At 74.1% G+C, this 17,239-nt stretch carries 18 protein-coding genes; 1 reads left to right on the top strand and 17 read right to left on the bottom strand.

Annotated features, from left to right (window positions below; translation table 11 throughout):
- Positions 1-4: 4 nt before the first annotated feature.
- Entirely contained in the window at positions 5-835 is an 831-nt protein-coding gene (locus tag AC1DP1_RS16595; RefSeq protein WP_477507751.1) for a class II glutamine amidotransferase, read from the bottom strand.
- Between the two features lie 212 nt (positions 836-1,047).
- Here AC1DP1_RS16595 and AC1DP1_RS16600 point away from each other — a divergent pair, with 212 nt between their 5' ends.
- Positions 1,048-1,551 carry a hypothetical protein gene (locus AC1DP1_RS16600; protein ID WP_477507752.1) on the top strand — a complete coding sequence of 168 codons (504 nt, stop codon included), beginning with the start codon at positions 1,048-1,050 and terminating at the stop codon, positions 1,549-1,551.
- Positions 1,552-1,578: 27 nt separating this feature from the next.
- Here AC1DP1_RS16600 and AC1DP1_RS16605 read toward each other — a convergent pair whose 3' ends face one another.
- The 16 genes from AC1DP1_RS16605 to AC1DP1_RS16680 all read right to left on the bottom strand — a co-directional run bounded on the left by AC1DP1_RS16605 (position 1,579) and on the right by AC1DP1_RS16680 (position 17,233).
- A complete protein-coding gene (locus AC1DP1_RS16605) occupies positions 1,579-2,697 on the bottom strand; it encodes an aminopeptidase P family protein (RefSeq protein ID WP_477507753.1) in 1,119 nt (372 codons plus the stop codon).
- Positions 2,694-4,199, bottom strand: coding sequence for an MFS transporter (locus tag AC1DP1_RS16610; protein ID WP_457185601.1), 1,506 nt, complete (start codon positions 4,197-4,199; stop codon positions 2,694-2,696). The genes AC1DP1_RS16605 and AC1DP1_RS16610 overlap by 4 nt, the downstream gene beginning before the upstream one ends.
- Before the next feature lie 123 nt (positions 4,200-4,322).
- A complete protein-coding gene (locus AC1DP1_RS16615) occupies positions 4,323-4,892 on the bottom strand; it encodes an ion channel (RefSeq protein ID WP_477507754.1) in 570 nt (189 codons plus the stop codon).
- Positions 4,893-4,976: 84 nt separating this feature from the next.
- Positions 4,977-7,076: a SpoIIE family protein phosphatase gene (locus AC1DP1_RS16620; protein WP_477507755.1), complete on the bottom strand. Its 2,100-nt coding sequence runs from the start codon at positions 7,074-7,076 to the stop codon at positions 4,977-4,979.
- Positions 7,077-7,179: 103 nt separating this feature from the next.
- The gene (gene idi, locus AC1DP1_RS16625; protein WP_477507756.1) at positions 7,180-7,812 is read right to left on the bottom strand and encodes an isopentenyl-diphosphate Delta-isomerase; all 633 of its coding nucleotides are present in this window, start codon (positions 7,810-7,812) and stop codon (positions 7,180-7,182) included.
- The gene (locus tag AC1DP1_RS16630; protein ID WP_477507757.1) at positions 7,809-8,849 is read right to left on the bottom strand and encodes an NAD(P)/FAD-dependent oxidoreductase; all 1,041 of its coding nucleotides are present in this window, start codon (positions 8,847-8,849) and stop codon (positions 7,809-7,811) included. Before AC1DP1_RS16630 ends, idi begins: the two co-directional genes overlap by 4 nt.
- Positions 8,842-9,405, bottom strand: coding sequence for an isoprenylcysteine carboxyl methyltransferase family protein (locus AC1DP1_RS16635; protein WP_457185610.1), 564 nt, complete (start codon positions 9,403-9,405; stop codon positions 8,842-8,844). Before AC1DP1_RS16635 ends, AC1DP1_RS16630 begins: the two co-directional genes overlap by 8 nt.
- Positions 9,402-10,466, bottom strand: coding sequence for a type III polyketide synthase (locus tag AC1DP1_RS16640; RefSeq protein ID WP_477507758.1), 1,065 nt, complete (start codon positions 10,464-10,466; stop codon positions 9,402-9,404). Before AC1DP1_RS16640 ends, AC1DP1_RS16635 begins: the two co-directional genes overlap by 4 nt.
- A 1-nt stretch (position 10,467) precedes the next feature.
- Positions 10,468-11,721 carry an NAD(P)/FAD-dependent oxidoreductase gene (locus AC1DP1_RS16645; protein WP_477507759.1) on the bottom strand — a complete coding sequence of 418 codons (1,254 nt, stop codon included), beginning with the start codon at positions 11,719-11,721 and terminating at the stop codon, positions 10,468-10,470.
- Positions 11,718-12,560, bottom strand: coding sequence for a UbiA family prenyltransferase (locus AC1DP1_RS16650; RefSeq protein ID WP_477507760.1), 843 nt, complete (start codon positions 12,558-12,560; stop codon positions 11,718-11,720). The genes AC1DP1_RS16645 and AC1DP1_RS16650 overlap by 4 nt, the downstream gene beginning before the upstream one ends.
- A complete protein-coding gene (locus AC1DP1_RS16655) occupies positions 12,557-13,426 on the bottom strand; it encodes a phosphatase PAP2 family protein (RefSeq protein ID WP_477507761.1) in 870 nt (289 codons plus the stop codon). The genes AC1DP1_RS16650 and AC1DP1_RS16655 overlap by 4 nt, the downstream gene beginning before the upstream one ends.
- Positions 13,423-13,923, bottom strand: coding sequence for a glycosyl-4,4'-diaponeurosporenoate acyltransferase CrtO family protein (locus tag AC1DP1_RS16660; RefSeq protein WP_477507762.1), 501 nt, complete (start codon positions 13,921-13,923; stop codon positions 13,423-13,425). The genes AC1DP1_RS16655 and AC1DP1_RS16660 overlap by 4 nt, the downstream gene beginning before the upstream one ends.
- Entirely contained in the window at positions 13,923-15,116 is a 1,194-nt protein-coding gene (locus AC1DP1_RS16665; protein WP_477507763.1) for a glycosyltransferase family 2 protein, read from the bottom strand. Before AC1DP1_RS16665 ends, AC1DP1_RS16660 begins: the two co-directional genes overlap by 1 nt.
- A complete protein-coding gene (locus tag AC1DP1_RS16670) occupies positions 15,113-16,516 on the bottom strand; it encodes a cytochrome P450 (protein ID WP_477507764.1) in 1,404 nt (467 codons plus the stop codon). Before AC1DP1_RS16670 ends, AC1DP1_RS16665 begins: the two co-directional genes overlap by 4 nt.
- Positions 16,513-16,872 (bottom strand): lycopene cyclase domain-containing protein, encoded by a 360-nt coding sequence (locus tag AC1DP1_RS16675; RefSeq protein ID WP_477507765.1) that lies wholly within the window; start codon positions 16,870-16,872, stop codon positions 16,513-16,515. Before AC1DP1_RS16675 ends, AC1DP1_RS16670 begins: the two co-directional genes overlap by 4 nt.
- Positions 16,873-16,879: 7 nt before the next feature.
- The gene (locus AC1DP1_RS16680) at positions 16,880-17,233 is read right to left on the bottom strand and encodes a lycopene cyclase domain-containing protein (protein ID WP_477507766.1); all 354 of its coding nucleotides are present in this window, start codon (positions 17,231-17,233) and stop codon (positions 16,880-16,882) included.
- Positions 17,234-17,239: the final 6 nt, after the last annotated feature.

Raw genomic sequence — 17,239 nt, forward strand, 5'->3', positions numbered from 1 at the left:
CGCCTCACACGGCCGCGGTGGCGGAGCCCGCCGATGACGTGGCGGCGGTCGGCGTGAACGGGTGCAGCTGCTCCCGTCCGTCCTGGATGACGAGGCAGGTCGCCTCCGGCACCTCCCGCCACGCGCCCTTCAGGCTCCCCAGCGGCTCGGACACCACGAGGCGCGCGTCGTCGGACACGTGCTGGAGGGTGAGGTTGTCGGGGTGCTGGAGCCGGAGGGCGCTGACGTCGGTGTTGTGGAACAGCGACCGGGACCTGCCCTCGCTGGAGTAGCGGAAGGCCCAGGTGGTCGCGCCGTCGGTGGTGGCGACCGTCATCTGGATCGGGTGCTCGACGCCGTGCCGTCGTCCCGTCTCCTCGATGAACCCGACCGCCCGGGCCACCGCGGCGGGCGGGTCCTGCTCGAGCCCGAAGGTGAGGGCGAGGAAGAAGAAGAGCTCCGAGTCCGTCGAGCCCTCGATGTGGGGGAACAGCGACGGCTCCACCTCCAGCGTCAGGTCGCGCTTGACCGAGGCGAAGTCCGAGATCGCCCCGTTGTGCATCCAGAGCCAGCGCCCGTGCCGGAAGGGGTGGCAGTTGGTCTGCTGGACGGGCGTGCCGGTCGTCGCCCGGATGTGCGCGAACACCCGACCCGCGGACGCGTGGCCCGAGATCTCGCGCAGGTTGCGGTCGCTCCAGGCGGGCTCGGTGCTGTGGTAGATCCCCGGCTCCTCCTTGGTGCCGTACCAGCCCACCCCGAAGCCGTCGCCGTTCACGGCCTCGACCCCGAGCCGCGAGTGCATGCTCTGCACCACGAGCGAGTTCTCCGGTGCGAAGAGCAGGTCTGAGAGGAGCACTGGCGAACCCGAGTAGGCGAGCCATCGACACATGGCGGTGTTCCTTTCGTCAACGGGTCGGCCCGTCCATTCCACGCGCGGGGCGGCGTGGGCGGCTCACCCGTGATAGGTGAGGTCTGGCCCGGGGCACGGGCCGTAGCGTCTGGCCGGGCACCTGCGGACGCCCAACCCAGTCGTGCGAGAGAGGTCGACGCGTGAGTGAGGATCGACGCGTGAGCGACAGTCACCGCCGCAGGGCCGCGGACACGCTGGCACGCCGTGACCCCGGCGCCATCCTCTACGGGGCCGTGATCACGGCCTCTTCCCTGGCCGCGGTGAGCGCGAACGTCTCGCACGTCCAGCGGGTCGCACTCAGCGTCGGTGCCGTCTCGGTCGTCTACTGGCTGGCCCACGTGTACACCGAGACGCAGGAGATGCTGTTCGAGGGTGACCGCCGGCCCCTCTACCGCCGTACCCCCCACGCGGCGGCCAAGGAGGTGTTCATCCTCGTCGGTGCCGTGCCCGCCGTCGTCGTCTACCTCCTGCTCGACCTGCTGGGGCTGTCCGCCAGCGTTGCGGCCTACTGGGCGCTGTGGTTCTCGGTGGCGTTCCTCGCCGTGATCGGCTACCTCGGCGCCCACCGGGCAGACATCCGGGGCTGGCGGCTCGTGCTCGAGTCGGCGGGGGCAGCCTCGCTGGGCGTCCTCGCCGTGCTGGGCAAGGTGTTCCTGCACTGAGCGCCGGTGCGGCGACGGGAGGGCCCGTCACTCGACGAGCTGCAGCGCGTGGTCCGTGTTGTTGAGCCGCCGCCCGGCGGTGTCGGTGACGGTGACGATGTCCTCGATGCGAACGCCGAACCGGCCGGCGAGGTAGACGCCGGGCTCCACCGAGAAGCACATGCCCGGGACCAGCGGTTGCTCCTCGCCCTCGATCATGTACGGCGGCTCGTGCGTCGTGGTGCCGATGCCGTGGCCCGTGCGGTGGATGAACTGCTCGCCGTAGCCGGCGTCCGTGATCACGGCGCGCGCCGCCCGGTCGACCTCCTGGCACGCGACGCCGGGGCGTACGGCGTCGACGCCGGCCTGCTGCGCGAGTCGCACCACCTCGTGCACCTCGCGGATGTCGTCGGACGGCTCGCCGACGCAGACGGTGCGGCTGGTGTCCGACCCGTAGCCGAACATGAGCCCACCGAAGTCGAGCACCACGCAGTCGCCGACCTCGATGGTCCGGTCGCCGGCCTCGTGGTGCGGGTTGGCGCCGTTGGGTCCCGACCCGACGACCGTGAAGTCGACCTGCTCGTGACCGTGCTCGCGCAGCAGCCCGGCGAGGTCGGCGGCCACGTCGGTCTCCTTCCGCCCCGAGAACCGCACGCCCAGGATCTGCTCGTACGTCGCGTCCGCGGCCGCGCCCGCCGCCTCGAGCCGGGCGAGCTCGTTGGCGTCCTTCACCGCGCGCAGCATCGGCAGCCGCGTCGTCATCGAGTCGTACGCCGTGTGCGGCAGCACGGTCTGGAGAGCCAGCAGGTGCATGGCCCACGCGCCGTCGGAGATCGCGTAGCGACCGTCGGGACGCAGCAGCGCGCTCGCCGCGGCGTACGGGTCGGCGCCGTCGAGCCAGTCGACGAGGGTGGTGGCGGCGGTGCCGGCGGCGCGCTCGGTGTCCGGCCGCTCCAGGGTCGGCACCAGCAGGGTCGGCTCGCGGTCGGTGGTGAGCACGAGCACCGTCAACCGTTCGGTGATCGCGGTCGGCTGGTAGCCGGTCAGCCACACCAGGTCCGGGCCGGGCGTCACCAGCACGCCGTCGACGCCGGCGGCCTCGCCGTCGGCCACGACCCTCGCCATCCGCGCGGCGTAGTCGTCCCGTGTGAAGGGGACCGCGCTCATGACCCGCTGCCCGAGGCAGTGGTCGGGATCGTGTACAGGTGCGCCGCGGCCGAGGCGGCGGCGTCCCCAGCGGTGCCCTCGGCCGCCTTGTGCCGACGGATCGCGACCAGGGCGAGGAGGATGCCGAGGGCGCTGATCGCGGCCAGCAACCACGAGGCGGCGGCCAGGCCCGAGGCCAGGGCGTCGCCGGCGCTGGCGCCGTCGTCGAGCTGGTTGCTCTGGACGCTGGCGTAGATCGTGGCGCACAAGGCGGTCGCGACCGCCGCGCCGACGTACCGCGCCATGTTCGAGACCCCGGAGGCCCCGCCGACCTGCTCCTGCGGGACGGACGCGGTCGCGGCCGACGACGCGGGACCGTTGCTGAGGCCCATGCCGACGGCGATCGCCAGGATCGGCAGCAGGAACGCGGTGTACGCCCATGCCGAGTCGACCAGCCCGATCACCGCGAACCCGGCGGCCATCGCGATGAAGCCGACGCCGATCACCTGGCGGCCGCCGAGCCGGTTGGCCAGCCTCGGCACGAGCGGGGCGACCACGACCAGGCCGACCGTGGCCGGCAGTGTCGCCACGCCCGCTTCGAGCGGACTGAAGCCGAGCGCCGCGGGGTTCTGGAAGTAGAGGCTCAGCAGGTACATCAGCCCGTTGATCGTGCCGGCGCCGATGAGGATCGCCAGGGTCGAGCCGACCAGGATCCGGTTGCGCAGCAGCGCGAGGTCGAGCAGCGGCACCGAGACCCGCTGCTCGGTCTTGACGAAGAGGAAGCCGGCGACGACCGAGGCGGCGAAGCAACCCAGCGTCGCGGCGGAGATCCACCCCCAGTCGCCGCTCTTGGTGAAGCCGTAGATCAGCGGTGCGAGCGTGAGCGCGATCAGCACGGTGCCGAGGTAGTCGATGGAGCGTGGCCGCGCCTCGTCGCGTGACTCCTGGACCGTCGCGTAGGTCAGCGCCATGCAGCCGACGGCCACCCCCGCGTCGATCCAGAAGAGACCCTGCCAGCCGGTGATCTCCACGAGGACGCCGCCGAGCAGCGGCCCGGCGGCTGCGCCGACCGCGGCGGCGGCGCCCCACAGCGACACGAACTTCAGCCGTTGGTCTCCTGACGTCGCGACCGTCAGGAGGCTCAGGCCGCAGGCCAGGATCGTGGCGCCGGCCGCACCCTGGATCAGCCGTCCGGCGATCACCATGCCGCCGGACTCGGCCAGCGCGATCAGCACGCACGAGATCACGAAGAGCGCCAGGCCGAGCTGGAAGACCTTCTTGCGCCCGAGCACGTCACCCAGCGAGCCGGACGTGATGATCACGGCAGCACCGACGAGCGAGTATCCGGTCACGGCCCACTGCAGCGTGTCGAGACTCATGCCGGTGTCCTCGGAGATCGCCGGGAGCAGGATGCTCACCGCCGAGGTGTTCGCGTTCACCACCAGGGTGGAGATGCAGGTGGCCGCGAGGACCCCGCCCGCCGCCTTCGTCCTGCTGGTCCTGCCTGTGGCCACGTCGCTCATCGAGATCCTTCCCGTCACGGACCGGGCCCACACCGTTCCGGGCCGACGGTACGGGCGGCCCCGACGCACTGCCCTCACCCGCGGTGGGCGATGGGCAGGACGGAGCGGGCCGGACGCGCCGCCTCAGAAACCGGACCGGTCCGGTTCCCCGACGTCCGTCTGGCCCCCGCGACGGGCGATGCCACGCCGCGCCGCCGAGGTGAGCAGCCTGATCCCCAGCCCGAGCACCACCAGGTTGAGCAGCATCTGCGCGGTCACCAGCAGCTTCATGCTCTCGGTCAGCGCCACGATGTCACCGAACCCGACGGTCGCGAAGACGGTCACGGTGAAGTACAGCGCGTTGACGTGGCCGAGGGGGCTGGAGAAGCCCGCCGGGTCGTTCTGGGAGTTCGCCACGTAGATCCGGGCGAAGATCAGCAGGTAGACGGTGACCAGCAAGGCCAGGGCCTCGATCGCCCGCAACACGGGGTACCTCGACCGGATGATGGCCGGCACCTGGGCGCCGACGATCGCGGCGAAGACCAAGAGCTGCAGGACCAGCCACCCCACTCCGAAGCCGCTGCCCGGGTGCCTCGTCGGGACCAGGAAGTACGTCGCGCAGAGCAGCGACACCGTCAGCACGACCCTGCCCACCATGAAGAGTCCGTGCGCCCAGACCTCTCGTCGGGGAGCCGCGACCCAGGGCTGGCTCATGCTGCGCACCTTCCGGCATACATCGCCCGACCCGCCTCCCCCCACGTGGGTGATCGGGGGCGCGCCGCCCGGGAGGAACGTGGCTCAGGCCGCGTCGGGAGTCCACCGGACGACGAGCAGGGCGACGTCGTCCTCCTGCTCCTCGCTCGCCATGGCACCCAGCAGCCGGTCGCAGAGGAGGTCGAGGTCGGTCGTCCCGGGAGCCATCTCGGCGAGCAGCCGCTCCAGTGCCTCGATGCCTTCCTCGATGTCGCGGTCACGGCGCTCGACGAGCCCGTCGGTGTAGAGCACGAGGGTCGCCCCGGCCTGGAGCGCGACCACGCCTTCATGGCGGGCGGCTGCGGGGTCGAAGCCGAGCAGCAGGTCGTTGGCGTCGGCGTCGGCGAGCCGGGTGACGGTCCCGTCGTGGTCGACGAGCAGAGCCGGCGGGTGCCCGGCATGTGACCAGCGCAGCAGGACCTGGGCCGAGCCGTTGCTGGCCGGGCCCACCTGCTCGAAGCGGGCCACGACCGCGGTGGCGGTGGTCTCGAGCTGCAGCGACTGCATGACCGTGTCGAGGCCGGACAGGATCGCGGCGGGCGCGTCGCCGCTGTGCACGGCGATGCCGCGCAGCAGGCCGCGCACCTGCCCCATGGCGGCCGCCGCCTCCACGTCGTGCCCGACGACGTCGCCGACGACGACCACGATGTCCGGTGTCGGGCCCGCGGCGTTGCCCTGCAGGAAGGCGTCGTACCAGTCACCGCCGATGCGGGCCGCCTCGCCGGCGGGGGTGTAGCGGGTCGCGACCTGGAGGCCGCGGCGCTGCGGCGGTGCGGTGAGCATGCTGCGCTGCAGGGCCTCGGAGACGTCGCGCTGCGACTCGTAGAGGCGGGCGTTGTCGAGCGCGAGCGCAGCGCGTGCGCCGATGTCCTCGAGGAGGGACACGTCGTCGGCGGTGAACGGGGTGCGGTGGATGCCGCGGAAGGCGCTGACCACCCCGACCGTGCGGCCGCGGGCCCGCAGCGGGACGACCGTCGCAGAGAAGGGTGCCAGGCGGCGCAGCAGGTCGCGCGCCGTGCCGGGCTCCAGCACCGCCGCCACTGCCTCGGACGCGGAGGACTCCATCAGCACCGGCTGCATCTCCCGGATCGCCTGGGCGAGGTAGGAGCTGTCGGTCATCGCGCGCAGCCGTCGGGCGGCGTACTCGCGCAGGACGTCCTCCATGGCGGGGTCGCGGTGCGACCAGCCGACGTCGCGCAGCCCGCGTCGCCAGTCGGGGGCGTTCGGGTCCTCGACGAGGGTCACCAGGCACCAGTCGGCGAGCTCGGGCACCAGCTGGGTGGCCAGCCGGCTGACGCCCTCGGTGGGATCGAGCGTCGAGGTGAGGGCCTCCGACACCGACGCCAGCAGTGCGAGGCGGTGCGCGGAGCGGTCCAGCGCCTCCTGGGCGTCGCGGCGGGCGGTGATGTCGACGAAGTAGACGGCCAGGCCCTCGGGGGAGGGCCAGGCGCGCACCTCGTACCAGGCGTTCAGCGGCGGTGGGTACCAGGCCTCGAAGGTCACCGGTTCGCCCGACGTGACGGCACCCCGGTAGTTCTCCTCGAAGGCGCTGCCCACAGCGGCGGGGAACGCGTCCCAGATGCTGGCGCCGATCAGGTGGACCCGCGTCGCGCCGAGCAGCCGCTCGGCCTCGGAGTTCACGTAGGCGAAGCGCCACTCGCGGTCGAGCTGGAAGAACGCCGACGACATCGACTCGAGCACGCGACCCATGCGGGCCTCGCCCTCGCGCACCTGGGTGGTGTCGTACGCCGCCCCGACCAGGCGGACGGGCGGACCGTCGGGCCGGTCGGCGAAGGCGTGGCCGCGCGCCTCGATCCAGCGCAGGGTCCCGTCGGGCAGCACCACGCGGTACTCCGCGGCGTAGTCACCGCAGGTGGCGATGGCGCTCTGGAGGGCGTCGGAGACGCGTCCGATGTCGTCGGGGTGCACGGAGCGGCTGAAGGCCTCGATGGTCCCGCCGAAGCTCTCCTCGTCGAGGCCGAAGAGCTCGTGGAGCCGCTCGTCGAAGCGGAGGTCGCCCGTCACCAGGTCCCAGACGAAGGCACCGACGCCGGCGGCGTCGACGGCGAGGCGCCACGCGAGGCGGTCGCTCTCCGCGTCGAGGACGGACCGAGAGGTCGGCGGCGGGGCGTCGTCGTCGGTCACAGGTCCTTCTCATGCCAGCTCATGCCAGGTCGGCGGCCCACGGTCATCGAGGCACCGCTCAGGGTGTCACACGCGCGGGCGCGGCGCCGCCGAACGAGGAACCTCAGGGCCGCCTGCGGACGACCTGCGCGGCGGGCGGGAGGTCCTCGACGTCCGCGGCCGCCGCCGACAACGGGTCGGCGGGCAGCTGGGCGACCTGCTCGCGGCACCACACCGACACCGTGCGGCTGCCGTCGAGGACGGCGGCGCGGAACGCCGCCCACGGCTCCCACCGGGCGTCGGCGACCTCGTCGGGGTCGGTTGAGACCGTCCCGGAGGCGGACCCGACGAACACCGGGCACATCTCGTTCTCCACGACGCCGTCCTGCTCGGCGCGGTAGCGGAAGCGGGGCAGCACCAGCCGCAGGTCGGTGACGGTGGTGCCGAGCTCCTGCTCGACGCGGCGGCGTACGGCGTCGTCGAGCGGCTCGCCGGGCGCCGGGTGGCCACAGCAGCTGTTGGTCCACACGCCGGGGAACGTGCGCTTGTGCAGCGCCCGCTGGGTCACCAGCACGTTGCCCGCGTCGTCGAAGAGGTAGCACGAGAAGGCCAGGTGCAGCGGGGTGTCGGCGTGGTGGACGCCGGCCTTGTCGGCGGTGCCGACGGCCTGCCCGTCCTCGTCGAGCAGCACCACCAGCTCGGGCGTGACGGTGTCGGTCGTGCTGGTGGCGTCGGTCTTCGTGTCGGGCGTGGTCATGCGGGCCTCCCCACGGGTCGGGCGAGCTGGTTGACGGCGGTGTCGAAGAGCCACGGCAGCCGCGACGCTGCCGGGACGAGGTGCCGGCGGACGGCGGAGTGGGCGGTGGCCCGCAGGAGGGCGTGCGTGAGGAGCTCGTGGCGCAGCCCCAGCCGGCCGGCCAGCCGGTCGTAGCGCTCGGTGCGACCGTCGGCGATGCACGCGACGGCGACGCGCGCCTGGGCCAGGCCGAGGGCGAGGCCCTCGCCGGTGAGGGCGTCGACGTAGCCCGCGGCGTCGCCGACGAGGAGGACCCGCCCCGCCGACCGCGAGCGTGCGCGCTGGCGCAACGGTCCCGCGCCCATCACCCGCGTGCGCGGACCGGTGAGCCGCTGCTGGAGCAGCGGGAAGTCGTCGATCAGCTCCTCGAAGCGCGACCCGGCCGCGCCGAGGACGGCCACCCCGACGAGGTCGTCGTCGACCGGGGTCACGTAGGCCTCAGCGCGCGGCGACCAGTGCACCTCGACGTACGACGACCACGGCGCCTGCTGCACGTGGCAGCGCAGCCCGAAGCGGCGCCTGCCGGCGACGGGCACGTCGAGCCCGACGAGGCGGCGCACCGGCGAGTGCAGGCCGTCGGCGGCGACGAGGTGCCGGGCCGGCTCTCCGTCCACGAGCAAGTGGTCGCCGGCATCGTCGACACGGGCCACGGGGCGGGGGTCGATGGCGATGCCGGCGGCGGAGACCCGCTCGGCCAGCGCGTCGTGGAGCACGGTGCGGCGCACGCCGCGTCCGGGCCCGCGGGCGAACCTCGCCGTCGCCCCGGGACCGTCGGTCGAGCCGTCGAGGTAGCGGATCCCGGTCAGCTCGCGACCGTGCGGGTGGACGTCGAGGGCATCCAGCTCGGCGACGGCACCGGGCATCAGACCCTCACCGCACGCCTTGTCGATCGGGCCGGTGCGGGGCTCGCGCACGACGACGGAGAGCCCGGCGCGGTGGGCGTGCAGCGCCGCGGCGAGGCCGACCGGACCGCCGCCGGCCACCACGAGGTCATGCACCGGCGGCCTCCGTCCGGGGCTCGGTGGGCGCGTCGGCACGCGGCAGGGTGGCGAGCGCCGCGTCCTCCACCCGGATGCGTACGACGAGCAACGCGGCGTTGAGGACGGTGAAGACGAGCGCGGTGATCCAGGCGGCGTGCACCATCGGCAGCGCGATCCCCTCCACCACGACGGCGACGTAGTTGGGGTGGCGGAGGAACCGGTAGGGCCCCGACGTCACCGGCGCCATCCCCGGCACGACGATCACGCGGGTGTTCCAGCGCGGCCCGAGGGTGGCGATGCACCACCAGCGCAGGGCCTGGGACGCGATGACGAGCGCGAGCATCGACCACGCCAGCAGGGACGGCACCTGCGGCTGCCGGATCCACGCCTCCGCCAGCGCGCCGACCAGCAGCGCGGTGTGCAGCACGACCATGAACGGGAAGTGCCCGAGGCCGTGCTCGACGCCGCCGCGCTCGCGGCTCCACCGGGCGTTGCGGGTCGACACGACGAGCTCGGCGACCCGCTCCAGTCCGACGAGCGCCACCAGGACGGTGAACGCGACGAGCCCGGTCACGACACGGCCCTCAGCAGGACGAGCTCGGAGCAGAAGCCCGGTCCCATCGCCATCAGGACGCCGTGACTGCCGGGGGCGGGTGGGCGTTCGCGCAGGGTGTCCTCCAGGACCTGGAGCACGGACACCGACGACAGGTTTCCCACCCGGGCCAGCGACTCCCAGGTCAGCCGGACGGCGTCACGGGGCACCTCGAGCGCCTCCTCGAGCGCCTCGATCACCTTGGGGCCGCCGGGGTGGCAGACCCACCAGCCGATGTCGGCGCGGGTGAGCCCGTGGTCGGCGAGGAAGGCGTCGACGTCGCCGCGCACGAAGCGGCCCACGAGGGTGGGCACCTCCGCGTCGAGCACGATGCGCAGGCCGTTGCCCGTGACGTCGAAGCCCATGGTGCGCTCGCTGTCGGGGTAGAGCCGGCTGCGCGAGTCGAGGACCTCGACCGGTCCCGGCCGACCGGACCGGCCGGACGCCCCGACCGCGACGACGGCCGCCGCCCCGTCACCGAAGAGGCCGCTCGCCACGAGGTTGGGCACCGAGGCGTCGTCGCGCTGCACGGTCAGCGAGCACAGTTCCACGGCGATCAGCACCGCCGTGTGGTCGGGGTGGCCCAGGAGGTAGTCGTGGACGCGGGCGATGCCGGCGGCCCCGGCCACGCAGCCGAGCCCGACCAGCGGCATCCGGCGCACGTCCTCCCGCAGCCCGACCTGGGCGGCGATGCGGGCGTCGAGCGAGGGCACCGCGAGCCCGGTCACCGTCGCGGTGACCACGAGGTCGACGTCGGACGGGGTGAGGTCGGCGGCCTTGAGCGCGTCGACGAGTGCGCGGGAGCCCAGCTCGACGGCGTGCTCGATGAAGAGGTCGTTGGCGTGCCCGAAGTCGCCGAGCCCGGCGTACTCGTCGAGGGGGAGGACCGTGTGCCGTCGCTCGACCCCGGCGTTGGCGTGGAAGCGGCGCAGCAGCGACCGGTCGAGGCTGCGCTCGGAGATGAACTGTCCGAAAGCCTCGGTGATCTCGGCCTGCGGGTGCGAGTGGGGCGGCAGTGCGCCTCGTACGGAGAGGATCCTCATGTCAGCCACCTCGGGGTGTGGGAGTCGTTGGCAGGTCAGGTGCGGGCCGGTCTGGTCGGTCTGGTCGGTCTGGTCGGCCTGGTCGGCCTGGTCGGCCTGGTCGGGCCAGGCTGCGCAGCAGCCCGCCCGCCAGCCGGGCGTCGATACGGCCGTCGCCGAGGCCGAGCTCGACGAGCGCGTCGAAGGCGTGGCGGTCACGGCCGGCGGCGTGGATCCCGGCGTCGACGATGCGGGGCGACTGCGCCAGCCGCGACGCCGCCCAGGTGTGCCGCAGGTGGGAGCCCAGCAGGGCGCGTACGACGCGGCGGTGCTCGGCGCCGGCCCCCGCGGGCCGGCCGGCACGCACCGCCCTCGCCGCGGTGCGACCGGCCGCGATGCCGGTGGCGACCGCGTAGTAGATCCCCTCGCCGGTCATCGGGTTGACCAGCCCGGCGGCGTCGCCGACGAGCAGGACCGGGCCGTCGGGCTGGTCCCACCGCCAGCTGCTCAGCGGCAGGTGGTGGCCGCGCCAGTCGTCGCCGGTGCTGGCGGCGCCGGGCACGAGGAGCTCGAGCTGCTCGAGGAGCAGTCGACGGCTCGGCGCCCCGCCGTGACGCTCACCGGGCAGCAGCTCGCCGTAGCCGACGTTGGCCAGCCCGTCGCCGCGGTCGAAGGCCCAGGCGTAGGACGGCTGGCGGCGGTCGCCGTAGCGGATGACCTGCCGTCCGGCCATCTCGGGCGTGGTCGGCGCGTAGCCGCGGATCGCGATGGCGCGCGGCTCGCGACGCTTGCCCAGCAGCGCCGTCCGGACGAACGAGTGCGCACCGTCGGCGCCCACGACGACGTCGGCGGACACCTCTCCCGACACCACGGGCGTGCCGGTGCGCGTCAGCGAGGTGGCGCGGTGCGTGCGCAGGACGGCCCCGGCGGACACCGCCCGCTCGACGAGCCGGGCGTCGAGCACCCGGCGCGGCACGACGTGCACCTCGCGACGCATCGGGCCCGAGACGGACACGTCGCCGTGGGCCAGCTCGAGGTCGCGCAGCGGCGCCCAGCCGTCGACCACGTCGGCCGCGCCGACCGGCGCGAGGGCGTCGAGCACGTGGGGGGCGATGCCGTCGCCGCACGACTTGTCGCGCGGGAACTCGCTGCGGTCGAGGAGCAGGACCCGCAGGCCGGGGTCCTCGGCCAGGGCCCCCAGCGCGGTCGCGGAGCCGGCGGGGCCGGCGCCGACGACGACGAGGTCCCAGTGCTCGGTGGCGGTCCCGCGGCTCATCGCGCCACCACCAGGAGCAGGGCGTCGACCAAGGCGATGCCGACCGCTGCGACGAAGGGGAGCCGTCCGGTGCCCGAGACGACCACGACGGCCAGGGCCAGCACGACGACCGCCACCGCGACGGTGGCGGCGAGCGGCGGCGCGGCCCCGAGGAGGGCCACGGCGGAGGCCGTGACGAGGACGACGGCGGCGACGGGGGCGATGCGCCGCGGGCCGAGCCGGTGGGGGAGCCCGCGCACGCCCGTGGCGGCGTCGTCCGCGAGGTCGGGCAGCACGTTGAGGAGGTGGGCGCCCACCCCGAGGAGCGCGGCACCCACCGGCCACCACCAGGGCGGTGCCTCGCCGTCGGCGAGGGTGACCACCGCGGTGAGCCCCCCGAACGACACGGCGTAGGGCACCCACGACCACACCGTGGCCTTGAGCCCGAGGTTGTAGGCCCACGCGGAGGCGACGCAGACCACGTGCACGAGCCCGGCAGTGGGTCCCAGCGCGAACGACAGGACCAGGCAGGCCACGACGGCCACCCCGCACGCGGCCCGGACGAGGGCGACCGAGCCGTCTCCTGTGGCGAGCGGCTTGTCACCCCGCCCCGCCGCGCGGTCGCGGGAGCGGTCGACGAGGTCGTTGCTCCACCCGATCGAGAGCTGGCCGGCGAGGACGGCCGCGACCAGCACGGTCGTCGTCGTGGGGTCCAGACCCTGCGCGACGCACAGCAGCCCGGCCAGGACGGTGACCGCCAGGGCGGGCCCCGCGTGCGCGGCACCGACGAGCACCCTCACACCCGAGGGGGCGGCCGAGCCGCCGGTGCCCACGCCGCCGGTCACGGGCCTGGTGCTCATGTCTGTCCTCCCGATGCCTCTGGCCCCCGGACGAGTCGTGCGACCACGAGCGAGATCCCGACACCGACGATCGCGACGAGCCAGCCCGCGAGGACGTCGACCACGTAGTGCTCGCCGGTGTAGACGAGGGTCAGCGCCATTGCCAGGGCGTACGCCGCCAGCAGGACGCGCGAGACCCGCGAGACCGACGGCCACAGGAACAGCGCTGCCAGGAGCGCGGCTCCGGCGTGCAGCGAGGGCATCGCGGCCACCGGGTTGCTGCCCGACTGGCCCACCTGCACCAGCCGGCCGACCGCGTCGAGCCCGAGGCCCTCCCAGCCGAGGTGGGAGATGCGGTCGAGCGTGCCGATGTCATCGCGCTGGGCCGCGAGCCAAGGTGGCGCCGCCGGGTAGGCGAGGTAGCCGGCGATGCCGACCAGCGACATCGCGAGCACGGCGGTCAGCCACTGCCCGAACCGGTCGCGCAGCCGGAACCACACGACCGCGGTGATGAGCGGGATGGTGACGAAGTGGGTGACGTAGACGAGCGCCGCCACGACGTCGTACCAGTGGGGGGAGCCGTCGACGAGGCGGGCCTGCAGCCAGACGCTGGGCACCGCCCCGAACAGCGTCTCGTCGGCGCGGGCGGGGCCGAGCACGTGCAGGCTCGCGCCGAGCCGGTTGGTGTCGGCGCCGTCGCCGATCCCGAGCGGGGCGGTGATCCACTGCGCCAGCCAGTAGGCCACCAGGATCGCGCTGAGCGGCGACCACGCGATCAGCAGCTGGGCGATCGGGCCGTGGCGGGAGTCCTCGGCGGTCGCGGCCTCGCCCTCCCGCGCCGCCTGCGCGGCGTCGTCGCGGGACCGTGAGGTCGCGGGGCTGGTCATGTCGTGCTCCATCGGCGTGAGACGCGCTCGAGCAGCGCCTGGGTCCGGAAGCGGTTGTAGCGCTGGATGGCGATGAACGGCAGGTTCACCAGGACGCCGTAGGCGCCGAGCAGGACCGCGGCCAGGGGCGGGTTCCAGAGGACGAAGAGCGGGCTGCACCACAGCGCCCACCAGTGCCCCAGCTCGGCTCGGCGGGTCTCGAGAACGAAGAGCTCGAGGCCCTCGGCGTCGCGCGCGGGCAGCTCTCGCTTGCTGACGCCGCCCTCGAAGACGGCGCCCGCCTCGGGCAGCCGGTCCTTCCAGCGGTGGATGCGCAGCCGTCGGCGGTACCAGCGGCCGCGGTCCTCGAAGGTCCGCTCCCGCAGCCCCCAGCCGTCGCGCGACAGCCGCTCGTCGCCCAGCCGGTGGGCGGCGTAGCCCGTGGCGGCGTGGAAGACGCCCCACGCGACGACGTCGACCACGATCGTGACGGTCTGCGGCATGACGAGTCGGAGCATCAGGCCACCTCCTCCCCGGAACGGCCGCCGGCGAGGGAGACGTCGCGGCCGCGCCACGGCACCGAGCGGCGCACGACGGTGAGGGCGAGCGAACGGGCGAAGACGAGGTCGAAGGCCAACAGGGGCACGGGGAACAGTGTCCACGCCCACCACCGGAACGAGCCGGCGCGACGCAGCACCCAGCGCAGCTGCAGGGCCAGGGCGACGTACGCCACCGCCCACAGCAGGGGGCTGCCGGCCACCAGCGACCCGCCGCGTCCGGACAGCGCGACGAGGAGGGAGAGGACGGCCCCGACGGCGACGGCGTGGTGGGCGCTGATCCACGCCACCGTGGCGGCGGTCGCCGACGGCGCAGCGTCGGCCGCACCCGAGGCGATGTTCTTGGTCCACCCGGCCACGAGCTGGCCGGGGCCGCCCGGATAGCTGCGCATCCGCACCGCGTCGCCCCCGACCGCGCACCAGACCGGCAGTCCCGCCCGGTGGTAGGCGGCGGCGAGCGCGGCGTCGTCGAGGATGTCGGCGCGGACCGCCTCGTGCCCGCCCGCGCGCCCGTAGTCCTCGCGCGAGGTCAGCAGGCACGGCCCGAACGCCATCGGCGCCCGGCTCGGGTGGACCCGGCCGCGACCGGTGAAGGCCCCGCTCGCCATCAGCGCGACCACGTTGAAGTAGGCCGACAGCTGCTCATACGGGCGTACGACGTCGTGGTGCGGCTGCACGGACACGAGCCCGCCGTGCCGGGTGTGCGCGGCGAGCAGACCCGCGAGCGCACCCGGTCGGAGGACGGTGTCGGCGTCGAGGAAGAGCAGCAGGTCGCCCGTCGTCGCCGCGGCGCCGGTGTGGCAGGCCCAGGCCTTGCCGGTCCACCCGGGGGGTGGGGTGCCGGCCGGCACGACGCGGGCGCCGCCCGCGCGTGCCACGGCGGAGGTCGCGTCGCGCGACGCGTCGTCCACCACGACGACCTCGTGGACCTCCGGGAGCTGCTCGGCCACCGACCTCAGGAGCGCCGGCAGGGTCCGCTCCTCGTCACGCGCCGGGACCACCACCGATACCGACACCGACACCGGGACCGTGCCGCCAGTCGGGGAGTCGGCCGGCGGGAGGGTGCGGAGGTCGGCCAGCAGCCGCTGCGCCCACACCGCCGCTCCGACGAGCAGCAGCGCGAGCGCGAGGTCGACGACGAGGGCAGCCGTCACGGCGTGCCCGTCCGTCGTACGACGAGCGGCATGCCGCCGCGGGGGTGGACGGCGACCTGGGCCTCCGCGATCGGGCGCGTCCAGCCGCCCGGACCGCCGGGCACGTCGATGCGGTGCTCACGCAGCAGCTCCGCGAGGACGACGACCATCTCGCCGAGCGCGAACTCCCGCCCGATGCACAACCGCGGCCCCTGCCCGAACGGCAGGTAGCCGGTGCGGGCGGTGCCGTCGAGGAAGCGCTCGGGACGGAAGGCCTCGGGCTCGGGCCAGAGGTCGGGCCGCCGGTGGACCAGCCAGGGGCTGATGATGGCGAGCGTGCCGGCCGGGACCTGCCGTCCGCCGACCTCGTCGTCGCGGTGCGAGCGGCGAGAGATGGCCCAGGCCGGGGGGTAGAGGCGCAGCGCCTCGTCGACGACCGCGCGCGTCCACGGCAGGCGCTCGCGGTGCCCCACGAGCGGGACCGGACCGGGATGGGCGTCGAGCTCGGAGCGCACGCGCTCCTGCGCCTCCGGGTGCTCCGCGAGCAGCATGAGGGTCCAGGCGAGCGCGGCCGCCACGGTCTCGTGGCCGGCGATCACCATGGTGACGAGCTCGTCGCGGATCTCGCCGTCGTCCAGGCCGCTGTCGAGCAGCAGCCCGAGGAGGTCGTCGCCGTGGTGGGGCGTCCCGCCGGCGCGGGAGTTGCGGGCCCGCCGCTCGGCGATGATCGCGGCGGCGCCGGCGTCGAGGCGGCGGCGCGCGGCGCGCAGCCGGAGGTTGGTCCGGGTCGGGGTCCACTCGGCGCGGGGGAGGATCGAGCGGCCGAGCCGCACCACCAGTTCGGCGGCCTCGCTCGTGGCCGCCAGCAGGTCGTGGGCGTGGTCGGACAGGTCGGTGCTGAAGAGCGCGCGGCCGACCGCGTCGAGTCCGATGGTGTGGGTCAGGGCGGCGACGTCGACGACCGCTCCGTCCGCCACCGCGTCGGCGTGCGGTCCGCCCAGACGCGCACCGATGGCGGTGCGGGCGGTCGCCGCTACCTCGTCGCCCACCGCCTCCAGCCGCTGGTGGTGGAAGGCAGGGGCGGCGAGCCGTCGGTGCTCGATCCAGCTCGGCTCGGCAGACGCGAGCAGGCCGGGACCGGTGACGCGCGCCAGGGCGGCGTACTGGACGGTGTCCTTGCCCCAGCTGCGCGCCGAGGTCTGGAGCACGTGCTTGACGTCGGCCGGGTCGTTGAGCAGCAGCGCCGGCGCCCCGGGCACCGGGAAGGAGACGGTGTCGCCGTAGTGCTCCGACACCTCGCCGAGGAACGTCAGGGGGTCGGCGCGGATCGAGCGGAAGGCCCGGGCCATGTCCCACGACGTCGGTCCCGGCACGCCGACGTCGGTCGGCTGCATCGCCTGCAGGCGCGTCGCGACGCTCATCCGAGCGCCTGCTCGCTGGACCGGTCGTCGGACCGGTCGCGCCGGCGACCCAGCCACGTCCACACGGTGCAGCTCCACAGCACGAGCCCGAAGCCGAACATCAGGTCCTCGACCGGTGCGTAGAACAGGCGGCCGTCGCCGAGGATCGTGACCTGCCCACTGCCGATGATGGCGTCATCGGAGTAGCGCACGATGCCGCGGCCCGTCAGCCAGCCGTTGGTGAGGAGCTGGAAGAACACGATGATCGCGTAGGCGGACCACCAGTCGCGGGTCGAGGTCAGTCGTGTGCGGAGGACCCAGCGGTCCAGCACGACGGCGACCGGCACGCACAGGAGGGCGATGGCGGTGTAGGTCACGTGCGGCTCACCTCGCGTCCTCGCGGGACCGCGGAGCCCCGGGTCGTACGCCGCGCCGGGCCGCGCGGACGCCCTCGAGCGTCAGCACCGACACGACCGGGATCACCACGAAGAAGCCGATCTCCTCGAGCGGCAGGCTCGCGATGCGCCACGGCAGCGTCTGGTCCGCGTCGAACCACCAGTGCCCGACGTGCGTCGCCCAGAGGTCCCACAGCAGGAACGGCGTCCCGGCGAGGCCGATGGTGAGGAGCAGGCGTCCGGGCTGCTTGAGCACCTGCAGCCGGAAGGCGGGCACCAGCGGCAGCGTCCCGGCGAGGCAGAACGCCAGCATGGCGACGTAGGCCCAGTGGGGAAGGCTCATGGGGCG

The organism is Nocardioides sp. P4_G10, assembly GCF_056401175.1.